Source organism: Qipengyuania aquimaris (assembly GCF_020171965.1).
Classification (GTDB): Bacteria; Pseudomonadota; Alphaproteobacteria; order Sphingomonadales; family Sphingomonadaceae; genus Qipengyuania; species Qipengyuania aquimaris_A.
In genome coordinates, this window is the sequence record NZ_JAIUZK010000001.1 from 1,463,821 (window position 1) to 1,484,924 (window position 21,104).

Annotated in this window: 21 protein-coding genes; 10 read left to right on the forward strand and 11 right to left on the reverse strand. The window is 64.3% G+C overall.

The features are described 5' to 3' along the window. Positions 1-2: 2 nt before the first annotated feature. The 3 genes from LCM24_RS07280 (at position 3) to LCM24_RS07290 (ending at position 1,917) form a co-directional block, all read left to right on the forward strand. Complete coding sequence (locus LCM24_RS07280) at positions 3-581, forward strand: cob(I)yrinic acid a,c-diamide adenosyltransferase (protein WP_224803372.1); 579 nt, start codon at positions 3-5, stop codon at positions 579-581. 71 nt (positions 582-652) lie between these two features. Beyond that, positions 653-1,525 (forward strand): 3-hydroxyacyl-CoA dehydrogenase NAD-binding domain-containing protein, encoded by an 873-nt coding sequence (locus tag LCM24_RS07285; protein ID WP_224803373.1) that lies wholly within the window; start codon positions 653-655, stop codon positions 1,523-1,525. Between the two features lie 47 nt (positions 1,526-1,572). Beyond that, positions 1,573-1,917 (forward strand): hypothetical protein, encoded by a 345-nt coding sequence (locus LCM24_RS07290; RefSeq protein ID WP_224803374.1) that lies wholly within the window; start codon positions 1,573-1,575, stop codon positions 1,915-1,917. Here LCM24_RS07290 and LCM24_RS07295 read toward each other — a convergent pair. From LCM24_RS07295 to mutS, 3 genes are read right to left on the reverse strand one after another with little or no spacing between them, the layout of a single operon-like run. Next, positions 1,914-2,324 (reverse strand): YidH family protein, encoded by a 411-nt coding sequence (locus LCM24_RS07295; RefSeq protein ID WP_224803375.1) that lies wholly within the window; start codon positions 2,322-2,324, stop codon positions 1,914-1,916. The genes LCM24_RS07290 and LCM24_RS07295 overlap by 4 nt on opposite strands. A 41-nt stretch (positions 2,325-2,365) precedes the next feature. Beyond that, positions 2,366-2,710, reverse strand: coding sequence for a hypothetical protein (locus tag LCM24_RS07300; protein WP_224803376.1), 345 nt, complete (start codon positions 2,708-2,710; stop codon positions 2,366-2,368). 26 nt (positions 2,711-2,736) lie between these two features. Continuing rightward, positions 2,737-5,361 (reverse strand): DNA mismatch repair protein MutS, encoded by a 2,625-nt coding sequence (mutS, locus tag LCM24_RS07305; protein ID WP_224803377.1) that lies wholly within the window; start codon positions 5,359-5,361, stop codon positions 2,737-2,739. Between the two features lie 116 nt (positions 5,362-5,477). Between mutS and LCM24_RS07310 the strand changes: the two genes are divergently transcribed. The 3 genes from LCM24_RS07310 (at position 5,478) to LCM24_RS07320 (ending at position 9,606) form a co-directional block, all read left to right on the forward strand. Further along, positions 5,478-7,742, forward strand: a complete 2,265-nt coding sequence (locus LCM24_RS07310) for an NADP-dependent malic enzyme (protein ID WP_224803378.1) — start codon at positions 5,478-5,480, stop codon at positions 7,740-7,742. Positions 7,743-7,746: 4 nt separating this feature from the next. Beyond that, complete coding sequence (locus LCM24_RS07315; protein ID WP_224803379.1) at positions 7,747-8,883, forward strand: aminotransferase class V-fold PLP-dependent enzyme; 1,137 nt, start codon at positions 7,747-7,749, stop codon at positions 8,881-8,883. 114 nt (positions 8,884-8,997) lie between these two features. Further along, a complete protein-coding gene (locus LCM24_RS07320; protein ID WP_224803380.1) occupies positions 8,998-9,606 on the forward strand; it encodes an outer membrane protein in 609 nt (202 codons plus the stop codon). A gap of 3 nt (positions 9,607-9,609) precedes the next feature. Here LCM24_RS07320 and LCM24_RS07325 read toward each other — a convergent pair whose 3' ends face one another. From LCM24_RS07325 to trmB, 4 genes are read right to left on the reverse strand one after another with little or no spacing between them, the layout of a single operon-like run. After that, on the reverse strand, positions 9,610-10,266 hold the full coding sequence (locus tag LCM24_RS07325; RefSeq protein ID WP_224803381.1) for an SDR family NAD(P)-dependent oxidoreductase: 657 nt from the start codon (positions 10,264-10,266) through the stop codon (positions 9,610-9,612). Positions 10,267-10,271: 5 nt separating this feature from the next. Further along, positions 10,272-11,645, reverse strand: coding sequence for an NAD-dependent succinate-semialdehyde dehydrogenase (locus tag LCM24_RS07330; RefSeq protein ID WP_224803382.1), 1,374 nt, complete (start codon positions 11,643-11,645; stop codon positions 10,272-10,274). Between the two features lie 55 nt (positions 11,646-11,700). Further along, positions 11,701-12,141: a DUF3592 domain-containing protein gene (locus LCM24_RS07335; protein WP_224803383.1), complete on the reverse strand. Its 441-nt coding sequence runs from the start codon at positions 12,139-12,141 to the stop codon at positions 11,701-11,703. A gap of 10 nt (positions 12,142-12,151) precedes the next feature. Continuing rightward, a complete protein-coding gene (trmB, locus tag LCM24_RS07340) occupies positions 12,152-12,853 on the reverse strand; it encodes a tRNA (guanine(46)-N(7))-methyltransferase TrmB (RefSeq protein WP_224803384.1) in 702 nt (233 codons plus the stop codon). 100 nt (positions 12,854-12,953) lie between these two features. On the opposite strand from trmB, the gene LCM24_RS07345 reads away from it, so the two are divergent. Next, on the forward strand, positions 12,954-13,844 hold the full coding sequence (locus tag LCM24_RS07345; RefSeq protein ID WP_224803385.1) for a glycosyltransferase family 2 protein: 891 nt from the start codon (positions 12,954-12,956) through the stop codon (positions 13,842-13,844). Between the two features lie 64 nt (positions 13,845-13,908). Here LCM24_RS07345 and ctrA read toward each other — a convergent pair whose 3' ends face one another. The 3 genes from ctrA to lptB form a co-directional block, all read right to left on the reverse strand. Further along, entirely contained in the window at positions 13,909-14,604 is a 696-nt protein-coding gene (ctrA, locus tag LCM24_RS07350; protein WP_090477376.1) for a response regulator transcription factor CtrA, read from the reverse strand. Between the two features lie 139 nt (positions 14,605-14,743). After that, on the reverse strand, positions 14,744-16,198 hold the full coding sequence (gene rpoN, locus LCM24_RS07355) for an RNA polymerase factor sigma-54 (RefSeq protein ID WP_224803386.1): 1,455 nt from the start codon (positions 16,196-16,198) through the stop codon (positions 14,744-14,746). A 26-nt stretch (positions 16,199-16,224) separates the two neighbouring features. Further along, positions 16,225-16,995 carry an LPS export ABC transporter ATP-binding protein gene (gene lptB / locus LCM24_RS07360; protein ID WP_412093798.1) on the reverse strand — a complete coding sequence of 257 codons (771 nt, stop codon included), beginning with the start codon at positions 16,993-16,995 and terminating at the stop codon, positions 16,225-16,227. A gap of 241 nt (positions 16,996-17,236) precedes the next feature. Between lptB and LCM24_RS07365 the strand changes: the two genes are divergently transcribed. The 3 genes from LCM24_RS07365 (at position 17,237) to LCM24_RS07375 (ending at position 20,407) form a co-directional block, all read left to right on the forward strand. Continuing rightward, positions 17,237-17,611, forward strand: coding sequence for a hypothetical protein (locus tag LCM24_RS07365; RefSeq protein WP_224803388.1), 375 nt, complete (start codon positions 17,237-17,239; stop codon positions 17,609-17,611). A 64-nt stretch (positions 17,612-17,675) separates the two neighbouring features. Then, positions 17,676-19,022: a TldD/PmbA family protein gene (locus LCM24_RS07370; protein ID WP_224803389.1), complete on the forward strand. Its 1,347-nt coding sequence runs from the start codon at positions 17,676-17,678 to the stop codon at positions 19,020-19,022. Continuing rightward, positions 19,022-20,407 carry a mechanosensitive ion channel family protein gene (locus tag LCM24_RS07375; protein WP_318247363.1) on the forward strand — a complete coding sequence of 462 codons (1,386 nt, stop codon included), beginning with the start codon at positions 19,022-19,024 and terminating at the stop codon, positions 20,405-20,407. The genes LCM24_RS07370 and LCM24_RS07375 overlap by 1 nt, the downstream gene beginning before the upstream one ends. A 1-nt stretch (position 20,408) precedes the next feature. Here the strand turns inward: LCM24_RS07375 and ppa are convergent, their stop codons facing one another. Then, the gene (gene ppa, locus LCM24_RS07380; protein WP_090477388.1) at positions 20,409-20,942 is read right to left on the reverse strand and encodes an inorganic diphosphatase; all 534 of its coding nucleotides are present in this window, start codon (positions 20,940-20,942) and stop codon (positions 20,409-20,411) included. Positions 20,943-21,104: the final 162 nt, after the last annotated feature.

Consider the following 21,104-nt stretch of genomic DNA (forward strand, 5'->3'; position numbering starts at 1 on the left):
GGGTGGTCAAGCTCAACAAGATCTACACGCGCACCGGCGATGACGGCTCTACAGGGCTCGTCGACGGGTCGCGCGTTGCCAAGCACGCGCCGCGCATGGAAGCGATCGGGGTGGTGGACGAGGCGAACAGCGCGCTCGGCCACGCAGCCGTCGCCCTGGCGGATAGCGAGCATGCACAGGCGCTGTTCCGCATCCAGAACGATCTGTTCGATCTCGGCGCGGACCTTGCGACCCCTGCCGGAGAGGGCGACGACTTCGCGCCTTCGGAAATGGTGCTGCGAATGGTCGCCGCGCAGGTGACATGGCTGGAAGAGGCTATCGACGCGGCCAACGCGCATCTCGAACCCCTGACCAGTTTCGTGCTCCCCGGCGGTAACGAAGCCTCGGCGCGCCTTCACGTGGCGCGCGCGGCCGTCCGCCGGGCAGAGCGTGCCTGCGTTGCGCTTGCCGCCACCGAGGCGGTAAATCCGCAGGCGCTGGCCTATATCAACAGGCTCTCCGACTATCTCTTCGTGCTCGCCCGTGTGGCCAATTCCAATGGCGCGGACGATGTGAAGTGGGTTCCCGGCGCAAATCGCTGATGCCGCGCTAGCCAGCGGCGCTCCTTCTCGCTAGTGCAGCGCCTTTGCTGCATCTGCGAAGGGAAAATCACGTGAGCAAGACGATCGCCATCATCGGTGCGGGCCAGATGGGCTCCGGCATTGCGCAGACCATTGCGCAGCACGGTATGCAGTTGCTGCTCGCCGACGTGAGCCTGGAGGTGGCAGAGGCTGCCGTCGGCAAGATCGACAAGGGGCTCGGCAAGCTGGTCGGGCGCGGCAAAATCGAAATCGCGGATGCTGAAGCGACCATGGCCCGGATCACGCCCGTCGGCGACTATGCGCGCATGGACGAGGCCGAGATGATCATCGAGGCGGCGACCGAGAAAGAAGAGATCAAGAAGGCGATCTTCGAAAAGGCGGGTGAGAAACTGCGCGCCGATGCGATCATGGCGTCGAACACCAGCTCGATCCCGATCACCCGCATGGCGAACTATTCGCCCGACCCGGCGCGTTTCATCGGCCTGCACTTCTTCAATCCGGTCCCTGTCATGGGCCTGATCGAAGTCATTCCCGGCCTTGCCACCAGCGAGGAAACTACCGCGCGCACCCGCGGCTTCGCAGAAGCGCTGGGCAAGGAAGTGGTGCTGAGCCAGGACGAGCCGGGCTTCGTCGTCAACCGCATCCTCTTGCCGATGATCAACGAGGCGATCTTCGTCCTCGGCCAGTCGACTGCGGGTATCGAAGATATCGACAAAGGTTGCCGCCTCGGCCTCAACCACCCGATGGGTCCGCTGCAGCTGGCCGATTTCGTGGGTCTCGACACCTGTCTCGACATACTGATGGTGCTCTATCGCACCACGCGCGACAGCAAGTATCGTCCGGCTCCGCTGCTGGTGAAATATGTCGAGGCCGGCTGGCTCGGCCGCAAGACCGGTAGGGGCTTTTACGACTATGCGGGCGAGGCTCCGGTCCCCACGCGCTAGGAACCTCCCAGCCTCGCCGCCCGTTGGTTGTGCAAAGGAGATTTTGCATGACCGATACCAAGGCAGAGAGCCAGGAAATGCGCCAATCGGGCCTCGCGCCCGAAACGCATAATGACGAACAGGACGATCACCGCAGCCAGGCCCAGGAAGTGGCCGAACAGGCGCGGCAGGTGACGACGGAAACGACTTCGCCGACCGAAAGCGAAAAGAGCGACAACAAGTCGGGCCTGATGGGCGATTCCACGCAGGACACCATCGATCATATGCGCGACATGGAAAGTTCGGGCCGGATCGACATGGACGCCTATCGCGGCGAACCGAACCATGACGACAACGTCGATAAATACGGCGAGGAGCACAAGCCCGACGGCCTGCGCGGCGACGGCACCTAACCTCCCAGATCGCCGTCATTGAGGATCCACAGGCCCGCGATCAATATCGCGGAGCCTGTGGCGACGGCGTAGGCCATCAGTTTGAAATTCGGCGTGCTGATCGCCTCGAACTTGTGCGGATCGAGACGTGCTAGCGTTTTGCATGCGCGCCGCTCTGCGGTCACGGCAAGCCAGCCACCCCCGAAGATAAACATGGTCGCGATCGCTTTTGCGAGCCAGGGCGGCTGGAATTCTCCGAACACGGCGCGGAAACCCAACCCGATACCGATTGCCGCGAATGCCGTGCGCATCCAGCCCGCGAAGGTGCGCTCCATCGCCATGATGTTGCGGTCTTCGGCAAGGTCCGTGCGGAACTCTGCCCACTCGGTGCTTTTGTCGGTATCTTTGGGTGGATCGTCCTGTGCCATTCAGATTTAGCGAATGGCGAAGGCGCAGGTTCCCCGGTCGCTTAACCGACCGGTTCGGTGGAAACGAGCGGCTCGGTGTCGTTGATCAGCCAGCTGTTGTCCTGCGGCGAGGGTTCCATCGGCGCATTGAGCGTGCCTGCCTGCGCATACCAATCGTCCAGCGCGGGGTCCTGACGGACCTGCGGGCGCGGCGCAGACACTTGCTGCTGCACGGGTGCGCCGGGTTGTGCGACCGGCGGACCTTGCGTCTGTTCGCCCGTCTGCTCTGCAATCTGCTGGAGCATCCCCGGGTCTTCCTCGCGGCCGACCATGAAGACGACGGACAGCAGGAACAGCCCTATCATGATGAGCTTCTTGCGCTGTTTGGTAAAGACGCTGGTTTCCATGGGAAGCAACTATAGCGCCGTCCCGGTTAAACCTTTCTTTCCGCCGCCTGCGCCTTCAGCTCGTAGAGTTTTTCAAGGGCTTCGCGCGGGCTGAGCGCGTCGACGTCGATGGCATCGATCAGCGCGCCGAGGCCGTCGTCCTGCTCTTCGGCAGCTTCCACGCTGGCGGCGAAAAGGGGCAGGTCGCCGAGCCCTGCGGCAAGCCCGCCGGTCTCGGCGCGCCCTTTTTCCAGTTTGTCGAGCACGGCTTTCGCGCGCTTTATGACAGGGGCAGGGACACCCGCCAGCTTGGCCACCGAAAGGCCGTAGCTGCGGTCCGCCGCACCTTTTGCAAGCTCGTGAAGGAGGACAAGGTCGCCCTTCCATTCGCGCGCACGGACGTGGTGGAGGCTGAGCGCGTCGCAGGTGTCGGCAAGGCGCGACAGCTCGTGATAGTGCGTTGCGAAAAGGCACCGGCAGGCGAGTTGTTCGTGCACGGCCTCGACCACGGCCCAGGCCAGCGCCATGCCGTCATAGGTCGACGTGCCGCGCCCGACCTCGTCGAGGATGACGAAGCTGCGGTCCGTTGCCTGGCTCAGGATCGCCGCCGTCTCGACCATTTCGACCATGAAGGTGGAGCGACCGCGCGCCAGGTTGTCGCTCGCCCCGACCCGGCTGAACAGCCGGTCGGCAAGGCCGATCCTTGCCGAGGTCGCAGGGACGAAACTGCCCGCCTGTGCCAGCAGCATGATGAGCGCGTTCTGGCGCAGGAATGTCGATTTACCGCCCATGTTCGGGCCGCCGATCAGCCACAGCCGGTCGTCCGGTCCCAGCGCACAGTCATTGGCGACGAAGCGTTCGCCCGCCTTCGCGAGCGCCTGCTCCACCACCGGATGCCGTCCACCGGTCACTTCGAGGCAGGGCTCGTCGAGCATCTCGGGCCGCGACCAGTCGCCCTCTACCGCGCGTTCCGCCAGCGCAGCGGATACATCGACCCGGGCAAGCGCGGCAGCAGTCGCGGCGATTGCTTCGCGGTCGGCGCATACTTCGCCCACCAGCTGCTCGAAATGCGCGTCCTCGGCGGCGAGGGCATGGGCGCCCGCCTCGGCGATGCGGCTGGCTTCTTCGTGCAGGCCCACGGAGTTGAAGCGGACCGCGCCGGCCATCGTCTGGCGATGGGTGAAGCCGCTGTCGGATGCCATCAGCTTGTCGCCGTGCTTGGCGGGCACTTCGATGAAATAGCCGAGCACCTTGTTGTGCTTGATCTTCAGCGAGGCGGTATCGGTCTCCTCGCGATACTTCGCCTCCAGCGCGGCAATCGCGCGCCGCGCATCGCCGCTGGTTTCCCGCAACGCGTCGAGCGCGTGGTCGTAGCCTTCGGCGATGAAACCGCCCTGGCCGCGTTCCGTCGGCGGGGAGGGGACGAGTGCGCGCGACAGATGGTCGACCAGCGCGCCATGCCCGCCAAGCGCGCCGAGCATCCTTTCGAGCAGCGGGGGAAGGTCCGCGCTGTGCGAGAGCATATCGCGCACGCGGCGCGCCTCGGACAGTCCGTCGCGGATTTGCCCGAGATCGCGCGGGCTGCCGCGCCCTGCCACGATGCGGCCCAGGGCACGCCCGATATCCGGGGCCTGCCGCAGGATTGCGCGCAGGTCCGCGCGCAGGAGCGGGTCGGCGTGGAAGTGATGGACGGCGGCGAGCCGCTCCTCGACCGCGCCAAGGTCGGCCAGCGGTGCGGAAAGGTCTTCGGCCAGTTGCCGCGCACCGGCCCCCGTGGCGCAGCGATCGACGCAGGCAATGAGGCTCCCCTCGCGCCCGCCGTTCTGCGCGGCAAGGATTTCGAGGCTGGTGCGGGTTGCCGCATCCATAGCGAGATGCGCGCCCGATCCGCGCGCGACCGGCGGCAGGAGGAAGGGCAGCTGGCCGCGCCCCGCATGGTCGAGATAGGCGATCAGCCCGCCTGCGGCCGCCAGCATGGGGCGCGTAAAATCGCCGAGGCCGTCCAGCGTCGCGACGCCGTGAAGCTCCTTCAACCGCGCCTCGCCATCCTCGCTGCGGAAATCGGTGCGGGGGCGGACAATCACGTCCTCGGAGCTTGGCTCCCAATCCTCGGGGGCGACCACTTCGCTCGCGCCCAAGCGTGCCAGCGCCGCATCGAGCCGGTCGGGCGCGCATTCTTCCAGTTCCATACGACCGGTGGAGATGTCGCAGGACGCCAGCCCGATCGCATCGCGGACCGGGGCTATCGCGACCAGCAGGTTCGCGCGGCGCGGTTCCAGCAGGGCTTCTTCGGTCAGCGTCCCGGCCGTGACGAAGCGCACGATATCGCGCGCCACCAGCGCTTTCGACACCGGCTTGCCTTCGCGCTTGGCGCGCTCCTTCGCTTCGTCGGGCGTTTCCGTCTGCTCGGCAATCGCGACCCGGCACCCGCCCTTGATGAGCCGCGCGAGGTAACCTTCCGCCGAATGGACCGGCACGCCGCACATCGGCACCGGCTCCCCGCCGTGTTCGCCGCGGCTGGTCAGCGCGATGTCGAGCACGCCCGCCGCCACGCGCGCATCGTCGAAGAACAGTTCGAAGAAGTCGCCCATGCGATAGAACAGGAGCGCATCGCCTGCTTCGCGTTTGAGCGCGAGGTATTGCTCCATCATCGGGGTGGGTTTGCCGGACATGCCCATGCCGTAGCTGGGAGCCGCGCGATTCGGGAAGCGGCGCAAAGCGTCTTTCCCCCTATGACTTGTCGCCAAATGCCCTTAGGGCGAAGGCAATAGCCGACACAGGGACTTTCATGGCCGACGAAAAACCGACCGCATTCACCACGCGCGAGGCGCTGTTCTATCACGAGACGATCCGTCCCGGTAAGATCGAGATCATCGCGTCCAAGCCCATGGCGAGCCAGCGCGATCTCAGCCTCGCCTATTCGCCGGGCGTGGCGGCGCCGGTCGAAGCGATTGCGGCCAATCCGCAGGATGCGGCGAGATATACCGCGCGCTCGAACCTTGTGGCGGTGATTTCAAACGGCACGGCGATCCTCGGCCTTGGCAATCTCGGCGCGCTTGCGTCGAAGCCGGTGATGGAAGGCAAGGCGGTGCTGTTCAAGCGCTTCGCCGACGTGGATTCGATCGACCTCGAACTCGACACCGAAGACCCGGACAAGTTCATCGAAGCGGTTGCCCTGATGGAGCCGAGCTTCGGCGGCATCAATCTCGAAGACATTGCCGCGCCCGAATGCTTTATCATCGAGCAGGCGCTGCGCGAACGCATGAACATCCCGGTCATGCATGACGACCAGCACGGCACCGCGATCATTGCCGCTGCGGGCCTCATCAACGCCTGCCATCTGAGCGGGCGCGAGCTGAAGGACTGCAAGATGGTGGTGAACGGTGCGGGAGCCTCTGCGCTTGCCTGTACCGCGCTGATCAAGGCAATCGGCATCCCGCACGAGAACGTCATTGTGTGCGACCGGTCCGGCCCGATCACTCCGGGCCGCGAAGGCGTCGACCAGTGGAAGAGCGCGCATGCCGTCGCGACTTCGGCAACCAGCCTAGAAGAAGCGCTCGACGGGGCGGACATCTTCCTCGGCCTGTCGGCTGCCGGTGCGCTGAAGCCGGAATGGGTGGAGAAGATGGCCGACAAGCCGATCATTTTCGCCATGGCCAACCCCGTGCCCGAAATCATGCCCGAAGACGCTAAGGCGGTCCGCCCCGATGCGATCATCGCGACCGGGCGCAGCGACTATCCCAACCAGGTCAACAATGTGCTCGGCTTCCCCTTCATCTTCCGCGGCGCGCTCGATGTGCAGGCTACCGCGATCAACGAGGAAATGAAGGTCGCCGCCGCGCGCGCGATTGCGGAACTTGCCCGCGAACGCGTGCCCGAAGAAGTCGCTGCCGCTTATGGCGTGACGCACCAGTTCGGCGAGGAATATATCATTCCCGCCCCCTTCGATCCGCGCCTCATGGAAGTCGTCTCCAGCGCGGTGGCGCAGGCGGCGATGGATTCCGGTGTCGCCCAGGCCCCGATCGAGGACATGGACGAATACCGCCACAAGCTGAAGGCGCGGCTCAACCCGACCACGGCGGCGCTCACCAATATCTACGACCTCGCCAAGGCCAATCCCAAGCGGATGGTGTTTGCCGAAGCGGAAGAGGAAGTGGCCCTGCGCGCTGCGATCCAGTTCCGCGATTTCGGCTATGGCGAGCCGATCCTGGTCGGCCGGACCGACAAGGTTCGCGAAAAGCTGATCGAGCTGGCGGTGGAGGATCCGGACGACTGGATCATCGAGAATTCCAAGGTGTCGGACAAGGTCCCGGCCATGGTGGACTATCTCTACAAGCGCCTGCAACGCCGCGGCTATACCGAGCGCGACGTTACTCGCATGGTCAATCAGGAACGCAATGTCTTCGCCGCCCTGCTGGTGGCGCTGGGACATGGCGACGGGATGATTTCCGGCCTTACGCGAACCTTCGCCCAGACCGCGCGCGAAGTGGGCAGGGTGCTGGACGAAAAGCCCGGTGCGGTGCCCTTCGGCATCCACATGATGATCGGCAAGAACCACACCACCTTCCTTGCCGACACCACCATCAACGAGCGGCCCACGGCAGAGCAGCTGGCGCATATCGCGCGCGAGACCGCTGCGGTCGCACGCCGCATGGGCCACGAGCCGCGCGTCGGCTTCATGTCCTATTCCACCTTCGGCAATCCGTCGGGCCAGTGGCTCGGCAATATCCGCGACGCGGTGGCGATCCTCGATGCCGACGATACGGTGAACTTCGAATACGAAGGCGAAATGGCGCCCGATGCCGCGCTCAACCCCAAGGTGATGGAGCTTTATCCCTTCAACCGCCTGTCCGGTCCGGCAAACGTGCTCATCATGCCCGGCCTGCAATCGGCGAACCTGTCGGCAAAGCTGCTGCGCGAACTAGGCGGGGAAACGACCGTGGGCCCGATGATGATCGGCATGGAAAAGCCGGTCCAGATCGCGCCGATGACGGCGATCGCGCCGGATATCCTCACGCTGGCGGTGCTGGCGAGCGCGGGCGTGCTGGGCTGATCCGGTGATCGCTTCCCAGCGGCACCTGTTCTCGATTCCTGAGGACATCCACTACCTCAACTGCGCTTACATGGCGCCGCTGTCGCACGCGGTCAGCGCGGCGATGGTGGAGGGCGCGCGGCTGAAGGAGCAGCCGTGGAATTTCCACCCGCAGGACTTCTTCTCGCTGGTCGAAACCTTCCGCGAAAAAGCGGGGCGATTGGTGGGCACAGCGCCCGACAATCTCGCCGTGGTGCCTTCGGTCAGTTACGGCCTCGCCATTGCAGCCGCGAACCTGTCGGTCGGGCAGGGGCGGCGCGTCGTCACGCTGGGCGAGCAATTCCCGTCCAACGTCTATCCCTGGCAGGAACTGGCCCAGCGCAAGGGAGGGGCGGTGATCGCCGTCCGGCGTGAGGCCGATGCCTGCTGGACCCAAGCCGTACTGGACGCGATCGACGCGGACAGCGCCATCGTCGCCGTGCCGCATTGCCACTGGGCCGACGGGCGCGTGGTCGACCTCGTCGCGGTGGGCGAGAAATGCCGCAAGTACGGCGCAGCACTGGTCCTCGACCTCACGCAATCGCTGGGGGCGATGCCGATCGATTTCGCTGCCGTGAAGCCCGATTTCGCAGTGGCCGCCTGCTACAAATGGCTGATGGGGCCCTATGGCCTCGGCATTCTTTACGTCGATCCCAAGCACCACGGCGGACGGCCGATCGAGCAGAACTGGATCAACCGCGCCGGATCGCAGGATTTCACCCGGCTGGTCGATTATCGCGGCGATTACCAGCCGGGGGCGCGCCGTTTCGACATGGGCGAGAAGTCCAATGCGCCCTCGATGATGGGAGCAGGCGCCGCCCTCGATTTCCTGCTGGATCACAGCGTCGGGCAGGTCGCCGAGACCCTGGCGCACAAGACCACCCGCCTTGCCGGAAAGGCAGCGGAACTGGGTCTTACCTCCGCCCCTGTCGGCAAACGCGGCCCGCACTTCCTTTCGCTCGAATTTCCCGACGGCCTGCCGGACGGCCTCACCGAGAAGCTGGGCGAAGCGAAGGTCTTCGTTTCCGCGCGCGGCCAGTCGCTGCGCGTGACGCCGCACCTCTACAATACCGAGGCCGACGAAGACGCGGTGCTGGCGACCCTGCGCAAGGTCCTCGCCTAGCTGCGGGCACCGTTCGTCGAGCGTTCTGCAATCCTGACGCCGCGGTTCACGCGCGCGCAATCCGCGCGGCGACAGGGGGCGGTTCGACAGGGATCGCAGAACAAGGAAATTCCCATGAAGACAATATTCGCAATGGCTGCGCTTGGCGCAGGCATGATCGCCGTCCCGTCCGTTGCGCAGGCGCAGAACGCTGCTCCGGGCGGCCTGCATATCGGCGTCATCGGCGGTTATGAAGGCCTCGACGTGGACGCCGAAGACGGCAGCGCGACGGCCAGCGCCGACAATGCGGTCTACGGCATTACCGCCGGTTACGACCTTTCGCTCGGCAGCGCCTTCGTCGGCGTGGAAGGCGAACTTTCGACCAGCAATGGCACGACCAGCTTCCCCGACAGCTTCGGCGGTGCGCGCGAGGGCCTGGAAACGAACGGCCAGTATTACATCGGTGCGCGTGCCGGTTTCGCCGTGACGCCGGGCATCACCGCTTACGGCAAGGCGGGCTATACCGCGCTCGACACCACCGCCTTCACCGAGAGCGGATCGCTGTCCGATCTCGATGAAAACGCCGACGGTTTCCGCTTCGGCGGCGGCCTGCAGGTCCAGCTTCCCGGACCGTTCGAGGCGCGGCTCGAATATCGCCGCTCCAACTACAACAACCTGGCCGATATCGACCAGGGCGATGCCACGACCGACCAGGTCGTCGCCGGCCTCGGCGTGCGCTTCTAAGCCTTAATAAGGCAGGTCCTTGCCGGTGTAGTCGACATAGCGGAAGCCGCTCTTCCCCGCGGCGCCCTCGACCACATCGGCAAGGCCCTTCACGCTTTCATCGACGGTGATCTTGGCATTGGGACCGCCCATGTCGGTCTGGACCCAGCCTGGATGCAGCGCGAGCGTGGCGATGCCGCGCGGCCCCGCATCCTGCTCCGAAACGCCCTTGGCCAGCATGTTGAGCGCGGCCTTGCTGGTGCGGTAGAGTTCGAACCCGCCCGAGCTGTCCTCGATCGAACCCATGAGCGAGGTCATGAAGGCAAGCGTGCCGCCGTCCGCAATATGCGGCAGCACGGTCTTGGCGAGATGCACCGGGCCGAAGGCATTGGTCATCATCACTTCGGCCACCTCGTCCGCAGTCGCTTCGACCGCCGACTGGTGTTTGGCGCCGGTGATCCCGGCATTCACGATCACTGCATCGACCTTGGTGTCGAAGCCTTCGAAGGTTTCGGGCTTGGTCACATCCATGTTCTCGATGCGCACGTCGTCGAGTGCGTGGAGCTCGTCGCTCGTGGAGCGTTCGGTCGCAATGACGTCCCAGCCGCGGCTCTTGAATTCCTTGGCGAGGCCGAGGCCGATGCCGCGCGATGCGCCGACGATGAGGATTGTCTTGCTCATTTCGATTATCCTTTCGCCGGATAGACCAGCGTTTTCAGGTTCATGAATTCATGCAGGCCGTGGTGCGACAATTCGCGCCCGAAACCCGATTTCTTGATGCCGCCGAAGGGCGCTTCGATCTTGGAGCCATTGACGGCGTTGAAAGTCGTCATGCCCGCCTCGATCCGGTTGGCGAAAATCTCGCGCTCCTCGTCGTCATTGGTCCAGACGGCCGAGCCGAGGCCGAAGGGAATGGCGTTGGCGATCGTGATCGCCTCCTCGATGCCCTTCGCCCTGTAGATCTGGCCGACGGGGCCGAAGATTTCGTCGGTCCCGGTCTCGCTGGCGAGCGGGACGTCGGTCAGCAGCCCGGCGGTCATCCATGCGCCCTCACGGTTTAGCTTCTCGCCACCGAACAGGAGCGTGCAGCCTTCTTCCTTCGCCTTGGCGACCTGGTCGAGGACGGTATCGCGCTGACCCTCGCTCGACAGCGGGCCGAGCTCGGTCTCGTCATCCATCGGATCGCCAAGCTTCACGTCCTTCAGCGCCGCGATGAATTTCTCAGCGAAAGCATCGTGGATGTCGGCATGGACGATGGTCCGCTTGCCGCAGATGCAGGATTGGCCATTGTTCTGGATGCGCGCGAAAACCGCGTCCTCGACCGCCTGGTCGAGATCCGCGGAGGGCATGACGATAAAGGGATCGCTGCCGCCGAGTTCCAGCACGACCTTCTTCAAATGCTTGCCCGCCTGCTGGGCCACCGCGCTGCCGGCGCCTTCGCTGCCGGTCAGCGTAGCTGCGACGATACGCGTGTCGGCAATCACATCACCGATGGGATCGGAGGAAACGCACAGGTTCTGGAACAGGCCTTCCGGCCCGCCAGCCTCGAGCACCAGTTCTTCCATCCGGTGCGCCACGCCCTGCACGATGCTGGCGTGTTTCAGGACGCCGACATTGCCCGCAAGGATGGTCGGCGCAAGGAAGCGAACCACCTGCCAGAAGGGGAAGTTCCAGGGCATTACGGCGAGGACCGGGCCCTGCGGCAACCAGCGTCCTTCTGCGCGTCCGCCGTCCGACAGGTCCCAGAATTCCGATTCCAGCATCGGCGGGCCGGCTTCGGCGAAATAGTGGAACAGGCTGGCGCACTTCTCGACCTCGCCGCGCGCCTGCGTGATCGGCTTGCCCATCTCGGTGACAGCGAGGCGAGCCAGTTCTTCCTTGTTGCTTTCGTAGAGATCGCCGAGGGCGGAGAGCAATTCGACCCGCTGCTCGATCGGGCTGGTGCGCCATTCGCGGTAAGTGCGCGTGGCCGTTTCCAGCTTCGCGTCAATGCCGTTGTCGTCGAGCGTTTCGTAAGTGGCGATGGTTTCGCCGGTGGCGGGATTGGTCGTTGTAATCAAGCGGGCGCTCCTTTGGGCGTATACCCGTTCAATCGCCGCGCCCTGCCATGCGTTCCTAACGATCGAAAATCGCGTTCTCTTGGCGGTCCCGACGGATCAGCCATCCCCCGAGGGCCACGAAAAATAGCGCGAAAAGCGTACCGAAAATAAAGCCGTACCGGCCCCAGAAACTGTCGATCACTGCGAGATCGGGATCATCAGGACGGTAGAGGACGGCAACCTGCTCGCCGATTGCATACGCGTCTTTTCGCCCTCCCGGTTTCTGTCGGAAAACACGTCTCGATCCCTCGCCGTCGACGAAGCTGACAATTGGGAGATAGGACCGGCCGCTCTGATAGCCGCCGCTGACCTTTTCCATCCGCACGATTTCGCCCACGGCACTCTGGCCGGTCCACACAGTCTCAAGGCTGCGGTAGCTGAAGGTTGCAAATGCGCCTGCGCTGATCAGCCCAAGAATAAGAAACGGGAAGCCGACGAGCGCTTTCGGTCCGATCATTACCTTCGCCTCATTTCCGGCGGAAGCGGAAGTACCAGACCTCGTGGCCGTAGGTGTTGCGCGCCTTGTGTTCGTAGCGGGTCTCGCACCAGCCGGAGGGACGGTTCTCCCAACTCTCGCGTCCGTCGACAAGCCATTCGAATTCATCGGTAAAGCGGCGCATGACCATGAGCGCGTGGCGCAGGTAAACCGGGTGGTCGGTCCCGAACCGGAATTCGCCGCCGGGCTTGAGCTTGTCGGCGATCATGCGGACCGGCCCGTCGTTCATCATCCGGCGCTTTGCGTGCTTGTTCTTGGGCCAGGGATCGGGATGGAGGAGGTAGAGCATCGTCAGGCCGCCATCGGGAACGCGGGCCAGCGCCTCCAGCGCGTCGCCGTGCTGGATGCGGACATTGGCGAGGCCGCCATCGCGGATATGGGTCAGCGCCTGCGCCACGCCATTGAGGAAGGGCTCGGCCCCGATGAAACCGTGGTCCGGCAGCAGGTCGGCGCGATAGGCAAGATGCTCGCCCGCGCCGAAGCCGATCTCGAAATGCAGCGGGCGGTCGAAACCGAACAGGCGTTCGGACGTCACCGGTCCCTCGGCTGGGACCGCGATCTGGGGCAGCAGCTTGTCGACCAGTTCCTGCTGGGCGGCGCGCAGGGGCTTGCCCTGGCTGCGGCCATACAGCCGGTTGAGCGTGGTCGGATCGCCTTCCTTGAATGCTGACATGGGGCGCGGCGCTAAGCCGATTGCGCACGACTTGTCCAGAGGCAGGCGAGCGCTTGCCGCTTGTAGCGGGCGGGAAACGCAAGCTAGGCGTTTAGCCGAAATGGCCGTCACTGCATTCGATCAAGCACATGGTCCGCGCATCGCGGTGCTGATGACGTGCCACAACCGGCGCGAGACGACTCTCGATTGTCTTCGCGCGCTTGCTACCCAAGCCGAGTTTCGGGCCGAGGATCTTTTCCTCGTCGATGACGGATCGCGGGACGGGACGGGCAGGGCGGTGCTCGACCTGTTGCCGCAGGCCAATGTCATCGAAGGTGACGGGACGCTGTTCTGGAACGGCGGAATGCGGCTGGCGTGGGAGCGGGCGAGCGCGGCGGCCATGCACTACGACTGGTATTTCTGGTTGAACGACGATGTCGAACTCCTGCCGCACGCGCTGGAGGGCATGCTGGCCGATGCCGAACGATCGCGGGATGGGCGCGGTGCGGTGATCTGCGCAGGAGCGACGATCTCGCGCGGGCCGGAGGGGGAGGTCACTTACGGCGGACATTTCAGGCCCGATCCGCGTCGTCGCCCTTTGCGGATGAGACTGGCCACACCCGATGGCACGCCGAAGACGATCGACACGATCAGCGGCAATGCGGTGCTGGTGTCGGCGGCAGCGTTCGAGCGTCTCGGTTCGCTCGATCCGATGTTCGAGCATATTTACGGCGACCTCGACTATGGCCTGCGTGCCAGGGCTGCCGGTGTCCCTTGCGTGCTTGCGGGCAAGCCGGTCGGCTATTGCGATGCCAATCCGGTCGCGGGAAGTTCGCTCGACCCCGCCTTGTCCAGGCTCGCGAGACTGCGCGCGCGCTGGTGGGAGGCCGGTGCAATCCATGGGCGCGACTGGCGGCGCTTCGTGGCGCGATACAGCAGCTCGCCGATGACCCGCATGGGCCACCGCCTTTCACCCTATCTTCGCATCCTGCTGAACAGGCCGCACCAATAACGAAAAGGCCCGGCATCCCTTGCGGGGGCCGGGCCTTCACTCGCTGTCCAAGCGGTTGATTTTGTCAGGCGGCTTCTGCCTCCTCGTTCGGGTCGCGCAGGACGTAGCCGCGGCCCCAGACGGTTTCGATGTAGTTCTCTCCGCCGCAAGCATGGCTCAATTTCTTGCGCAGCTTGCAGATGAAGACGTCGATGATCTTGAGTTCGGGTTCGTCCATGCCGCCATAAAGGTGGTTGAGGAACATTTCCTTCGTCAGCGTGGTGCCCTTGCGGAGCGAAAGCAGCTCCAGCATGGCGTATTCCTTGCCCGTCAGGTGGACGCGGGCGCCGTCGACTTCGACGGTTTTCGCATCGAGGTTCACGGCCAGCTTGCCGGTGCGGATGATCGACTGGCTGTGGCCCTTCGAACGGCGCACCACGGCGTGGATGCGGGCGATCAGCTCTTCGCGATGGAACGGCTTGGTGACGTAATCGTCGGCGCCGAAACCGAAGCTGCGGATCTTGCTGTCCATTTCGGCAATGCCCGAAAGGATCAGGACCGGAGTCTGCACCTTGGCGACGCGCAGTTTCTTGAGCACGTCATAGCCGTGCATGTCCGGCAGGTTGAGGTCTAGCAGGATGATGTCGTAATCATACAGCTTGCCGAGATCCAAACCCTCTTCGCCCAGATCGGTCGAATAGACGTTGAAGCCTTCGGTAGTGAGCATGAGCTCGATAGCCTTGGCGGTTGTCGGCTCGTCTTCGATCAGCAGTACACGCATGGGTCTGGTCCCCCCTTGCCCCTGTTTGCGGTAACCCCCTGTAAAGAGGTGTTGCCCGTTGTTAACCACAGCAGGTCTGAACGGAAAAGGTTAACGTGGAGTAAAAAGGGTTAACATTTTTCAGTGTTGCAGATGGGACTCACAATGATTTCAGCTTCTTCTCGCGGCGGCGCTGCGCGGAAGAGCCGATGCCGATGGCCTCGCGGTACTTCGCCACGGTGCGCCGGGCGAGGTCGAAGCCCTCTTCATTGAGGAGGTCGGCCAGCTTCTGGTCGGACAGGACCTTCTTCGCATCCTCCCCGTCGCACAGCGCCTTGATGCGCGCCTTGATCGCTTCGCTGCTGGCGCCTTCGCCGTCGGCGGCTGCGACGCCGCTGGAGAAGAAGTACTTCATTTCGAACGTGCCGCGCGGGCAGTGGAGGTACTTGTTGCTCGTCACGCGGCTGACGGTGCTTTCGTGCATCTCGATTTCTTCCGCGACCTCGCGCAGGGTCAGCGGACGCATGGCGGATACGCCTTCGCGGAAGAAGCCCTCCTGCCGCTTAACGATCTCGCTGGCGGTCTTGAGGATGGTCTTCTGCCGCTGATCGAGGGCGCGGATCAGCCAGTCGGCCTCGCCCAGCTGTTCGTTAAGCCATTTGCGCGACGCCTTGTCCCGCGCCCCCGATTCCAGCTCGGTGTAATATTCGCGGTTCACCACCAGGCGCGGCAGGCTCGCCTCGTTGATGCGGATAGACCAGCCGGTCTTGCCTTTTGGTGTGACCAGAACGTCGGGTACGACCGCCGCCTCGCTCGCGCCGCCGTACTGGCAGCCCGGCTTGGGATCGTATCCTTTGAGTTCCGCCAGCATGTCGGCGAAATCTTCATCGTCGACGTCGCACAACCGCTTCAACCGGGCGATATCGCCATTGGCCAGGAGGTCGAGATTGTCGATCAGCCGCGCCATGCAGGGATCGTAGCGGTCGGCCTCCTTGGCTTGCAGGGCAAGGCATTCGCTGATTGACCGCGCGCCGACGCCGGTGGGATCGAGCGACTGGACCAGCTCCAGCGCGCGCTCGACTTCCGCAAGCGGCGCGCCCAGTTCGTCCGACATGTGGCGGAGTTCCGCCTGGAGGTATCCGGCGTCGTCCAGCTCGTGGATGATGCGGGTCGCGATAAGCGCCTCTCGCGCGTCGTGCGCCTGCGCGCCGACCTGCTCCATCAGGTGCTCGGCCAGCGTGACCCCGTCCGATGTGCGATTTTCGAAGTCGGGCATGTCTTCGCCCGAACCGCCACTGCTGGCCGCCTGCCCCCAATCGCCCATGTCGCCCGGCGCGGCCTCCGGATCGAGCGCGTGCTGGGCGATGTCAAGCGCGCCTTCGCCGTCGGGACCCGGCGCGCTGTCATGTTCATCGGGTGATGCCTCGGGCGTGTCTTCTCCGGCCTCGCGCCGCGTTTCCCCGATTTCGAGCAGCGGATTGCTGTCCAGCGCTTCGGCAACGAAGGTTTCGATCTCGAGATTGGACAGCGCCAGCAGCTTGATCGCCTGCTGCAATTGCGGCGTCATGACCAGCGATTGCGTCTGCCGTAGGTCTAGCCTCGGACCGAGCGCCATAAGTCAGCTCCGGGCGCGCGCCGCGATCACAGCGTGAAGTTTTCGCCGAGGTAGAGGCGTTTGACGTTTTCGTCCGCCACCAGTGCCTCAGGCGTTCCGGCAAAGAGCACCTGCCCGCCATAGATGATGCAGGCGCGGTCCACGATTTCCAGCGTCTCGCGCACGTTGTGATCGGTGATGAGCACGCCGATACCGCGGGTCTTCAGATCCTTCACCAGATCGCGGATGTCGCTGATCGAGAGCGGGTCGATACCTGCAAAAGGTTCGTCGAGCAGCATGATCGAAGGTTTCGCCGCCAGCGCTCGGGCGATTTCAGCGCGGCGGCGTTCACCGCCCGACAGCGCCATTGCAGGGCTTGAACGCAGGCGGGTGAGGCCGAATTCGTCCAGCAGACGCTCCAGTTCCTGCTCGCGCGTCCCGGCGTCCGGTTCCACCATCTCGAGCACGCAATTGATGTTCTGCTCGACCGTCATCCCGCGGAAGATGCTGGTTTCCTGCGGCAGGTAGCCAAGTCCCAGGATCGCCCGGCGATACATAGGCAGCTTGGTCACGTCTTCGCCGTCCATCAGGATGCGGCCCGCATCAGGGCGAACGAGGCCCATGATCGAATAGAAGCACGTCGTCTTGCCCGCGCCGTTGGGGCCCAGGAGGCCGAGCACTTCGCCCTTGCCGACCGACAGCGAAATATCGGTCAGTACCGCGCGCTTGTCGTAGCTTTTCGCAATAGAAATGACTTCGAGGCCGCCCTGCGGAATGGGCGGAGCGGCATCGTGCACCGCATCGTTCTCAGGGCTCATGGTGAGATCTGCCATGGGCTGGCCATAGCATGCGTGACGTCCCTGAAAACCCCGCGCAGCTTGGGAATCGACGAACTGGCAGGATTTATGCATGGACGTCATGGGGGCGACTTGGGGACGTCATGCGGACGCCATGAAACGCCCCGGACGAGACGGTCGGGTAATATATCGGAAGCCGCTTGCCAGAGTTTCGCAATTTTGAAACAATGCGAGTCGGAGAGAAAATACGGGGAGACGCCTGATGGGCAAGGCAATCGACGACGCAGCCGCAGCCGAGACGCACGACACGGTACACCACCGCGACCTGCGCCGGGCGATGAGCGACAATGTCGCCTACGCGCTGATCGTCTACACCGCCTTGCAGATTTTCATGACCGTCCACGCGATGAAGCAGGGCGTGTCCTCCATCCTTCCCTATCTCGCGCTCGTGGTGCTGGTGGCCGGTATCATTCCCGCCTGCCGCTGGTTCGAGAAGCGCTGGGTCAATCTGTCGGACGCCGAAGCGGCCGATCCCGAAATGAAGGGCGCGTTCCGCCGCGACCAGATCATGCTGTGGGCACTGGCGATCGGCCTGCCCGTCCTGCTGACCGGTGCGTTCAAGCTGGCCTTTGCCTGAGCTTGCAGGCGCAGCCTTCGCACTCTAGCCGGACCCCAACTGGGTTCAGCGGAGTTATTCCTAGATGATCGATACCGAAACCGCGCTGGCGCGCTGCGACGACCTCGTGGCGCTGGCCCGCTCCCTTGGAGCGGATGCGGCGGATGCCGTGGCGCGGGCGGATTCCTCGGAAAGCGTGACCGTCCGCCTCGGCGAACTGGAAGAGGTCGAGCGCACCGAGAGCGAGGAAATCGGCCTGCGCGTTTTCGTGGGCAAGCGCTCCGCCTCGATCCACACCAGCGATTTCGCACCCGAGGGGCTGAAGGCACTGGCCCAGCGCGCGGTCGAAATGGCGCGTCATGCGCCCGAGGACCCCTATGCGGGGTTGGCTGGAGAAAATGACCTCTTCACTGGCGAGATGCCGGATCTCGACCTGGTCGACGATACGCACATCGAACCCGCGGCCCTTCGCGAAGCAGCGCGCGCCACCGAAGAAGCGGCGCGCGCGGTCGAAGGCGTTACCAACAGCAATGGTGGTTCGGCCAGCTCCGGCCAGGCGGTGGTTGCACTCGTCACTTCGGAAGGCTTCGCGCGCGGCTACTCCGGGACCGGATTTTCGCTGTCCGCCAATGTCATCGCGGGTGAGGGGAGCGACATGCAGACCGACTATGCTTCGCGCAGTGCCCGTCATTACGCTGACCTGCTCACGCCGGAAGAAATCGGCACGAAAGCGGGCGAGCGGACGGTGGCCAAGGTCAAGCCGGGCTCGGTGCCAAGCGGCAAGATGCCGGTCGTGTTCGATCCGCGGATCGGGGGCGGCCTGCTCGGCCATTTGATCGGCGCGATGGGCGCGCCCGCAATCGCGCGCAAGGCCAGCTTCCTGCTCGGCCGCGAAGACGATGAATTGTTCGACAGCAACATCCGGATCATAGAAGATCCCTTGCGGGTGCGGGGCATGCGCTCGCGCCCGTTCGATGGCGAAGGCGTCGCCAGCACACCGCGCGCCTTGGTTGAGAACGGACGGATTTTCGGCTGGCTGAGCAATGTCGCCTCTGCCCGACAGCTCGGCCTCGGCCTGACGGGCCATGCGGCGCGTTCGGGCGGCGGCTCGCCTGGCGTCAGCGCCAGCAACGGCCATCTGGAGGCCGGCGATGTAACGCCCGAAGCACTGATGGCCGATATTGCCGATGGCCTCTATGTCACGGGCCTGTTCGGGCAGGGGGTCAATATGGTCACCGGCGATTACAGCCGCGGCGCAACCGGCTTTCGCATCCGCAATGGCGAGATCGCCGGACCGGTGGCAGAGATCACCATTGCTGGAAATCTGCTGGAGATGTTCCGCGCCATGACGCCTGCAAACGACCTCGAGATGCATAAATCGATCAACGTTCCGACAATCCGCGTCGACGGCATGACGGTGGCTGGCGACTGATGCGCTGGCTCGCCGCCTTTTTACTGGCATTCGCCACGCCTGCCTTTGCGATCCTCCCATCCGCTCCAGAACCGGCCGCCGAGGAGGCGCCGCCCGAAGCGCCGGCGCAGGAAATCGACGCCACCGTCGATGAAGGGTCGGATGAACGCATTGCGGAGCGTATCGAGGGAATCTTCGCCGAGCTTCCTGCCTTCCGACAAGTCGAAGTGGGCGTGAGCTCTGGCGTCGTGACCCTTGCCGGAGTCGTGCCCGACCAGGATGCCATCTCCCGCGCCGAGGCCATTGCCGGGCGCGTAAGCGGCGTCGTCACGGTCGAGAACGACCTTGAGCGTGACGTCTCGATCGCGGCGCAGGGCGAAGGCCTGAACGCGCTGGCAGATCGCTGGTCGCAATTTCTCGCCATGTTGCCGCTCATCGGCCTGGCGCTTGCCGTATGGGCGGGCATTGCCCTGGTCGGCTACCTGATCGCAGGCCTCGGGGCGCTGTGGCACAGGATCGCGCCGAACAGCTTCCTTGCCGAGCTTATCGCCAGCGCGATCCGGTTCGTCTTCGTCGTCGGCGGCCTGGTCGTGGCGCTGGACATGATCGGCGCGGCGGCCCTGCTCGGCGCGGTGCTCGGCGGGGCAGGGCTAATCGGTCTCGCTCTCGGTTTTGCGCTACGCGACACGATCGAGAATTACGTCGCCTCGCTCATGCTGAGTCTGCGGCAACCTTTTCGCGCCAACGACTGGGTCCTTATCGGCGATCTCGAAGGACGCGTCATCCGCCTCACCAGCCGCGCGACCATCCTCATGACGCTCGATGGCAACCACCTGCGCATTCCCAACAGCCAGGTGTTCAAGGCGGTCATCACCAATTTCACGCGCAACCCGCAGCGCCGCTTCCAGTTCGAATTGGGCGTTGATGCGGATGACGATGCGCGCGCCGCGCGCAAGCTTGGACGCGAAGTGCTGGAAGGGCTCGATTTCATTCTACCCGAACCCGCGCCCGAGGCACGTATCATCGAAGTCGGCGATTCGAACGTGGTGATCCGTTTCCTCGGCTGGATCGACCAGAACGAGACCGATTGGTGGAAGGCGCAGAGCCAAGCCATCCCGGCAGTGAAGGAAGCGCTAGAAGAAGCAGGCTTCGGACTGCCCGAGCCGATCTATCGCCTGCGCTTCGATCCGCGCTCCGCCACCCTGCCGTTCGAGAACCGTGCGGAAGGAACGCGCGAAAAAGAACAGGAAGCGGCAAGCCAGAAGGCGCCGCCGATTACCGTCACCGAAGCCGACGAGGACGTGCGGCCCGTCGACGAGATCGTGGAGATGGTCGAGGAAGAACGGCGCCAGACCGGCGGCGAGCAGGACAAGGACCTGCTCGACCACTCACGGCCTGTGGAATGACTTACTTGTCCGCTTCGTAGCGTTCGATCGCTTCTTTCACGATCTTGCGCGCTTCGGCAGCATCGCCCCAAGCGCCCACACGAACCCACTTTTCGGCTTCGAGATCCTTGTAGTGGGTGAAGAAGTGCTCGATCTGCTGGAAGATGATGCTCGGCAGATCCTTGGTTTCGCCCACGTCCGAATAATACGGGAAGGTGGTGTCGACCGGCACGCAGATCAGCTTTTCGTCGCCGCCATGCTCGTCTTCGAGGTTCAGCACGCCGATCGGACGCGCGCGCACGACGCAGCCTGCGATGAAGGGTGAGCGCGCGATGACCAGCGCATCGAGCGGGTCGCCATCGGGGCTGAGCGTGTGCGGCACGAAGCCGTAGTTAGCCGGATAGCGCATCGGCGTGTGGAGGATGCGGTCGACGAACAGCGCGCCGCTTTCCTTGTCGAATTCGTACTTCACCGGTTCGCCGCCGGTGGGCACTTCGATGATGACATTGAGGCTTTCGGGCGGATTGTCGCCAACGGGGATCATGTCGATGCGCATGGATACTCTTCTTCTAAAAGGTTGCGGCTCCGGCCCACTCCCCCACCCGGCCACCAACGGCATTATATTCGTTGGGTGGCCGGGTGGGGGAGCGGGCTGGCACCGTCCCGCCGCGCGGCGGAAAAGACACTTGCCCCTCTCCCCAGAAAGACTTCGCGGGGC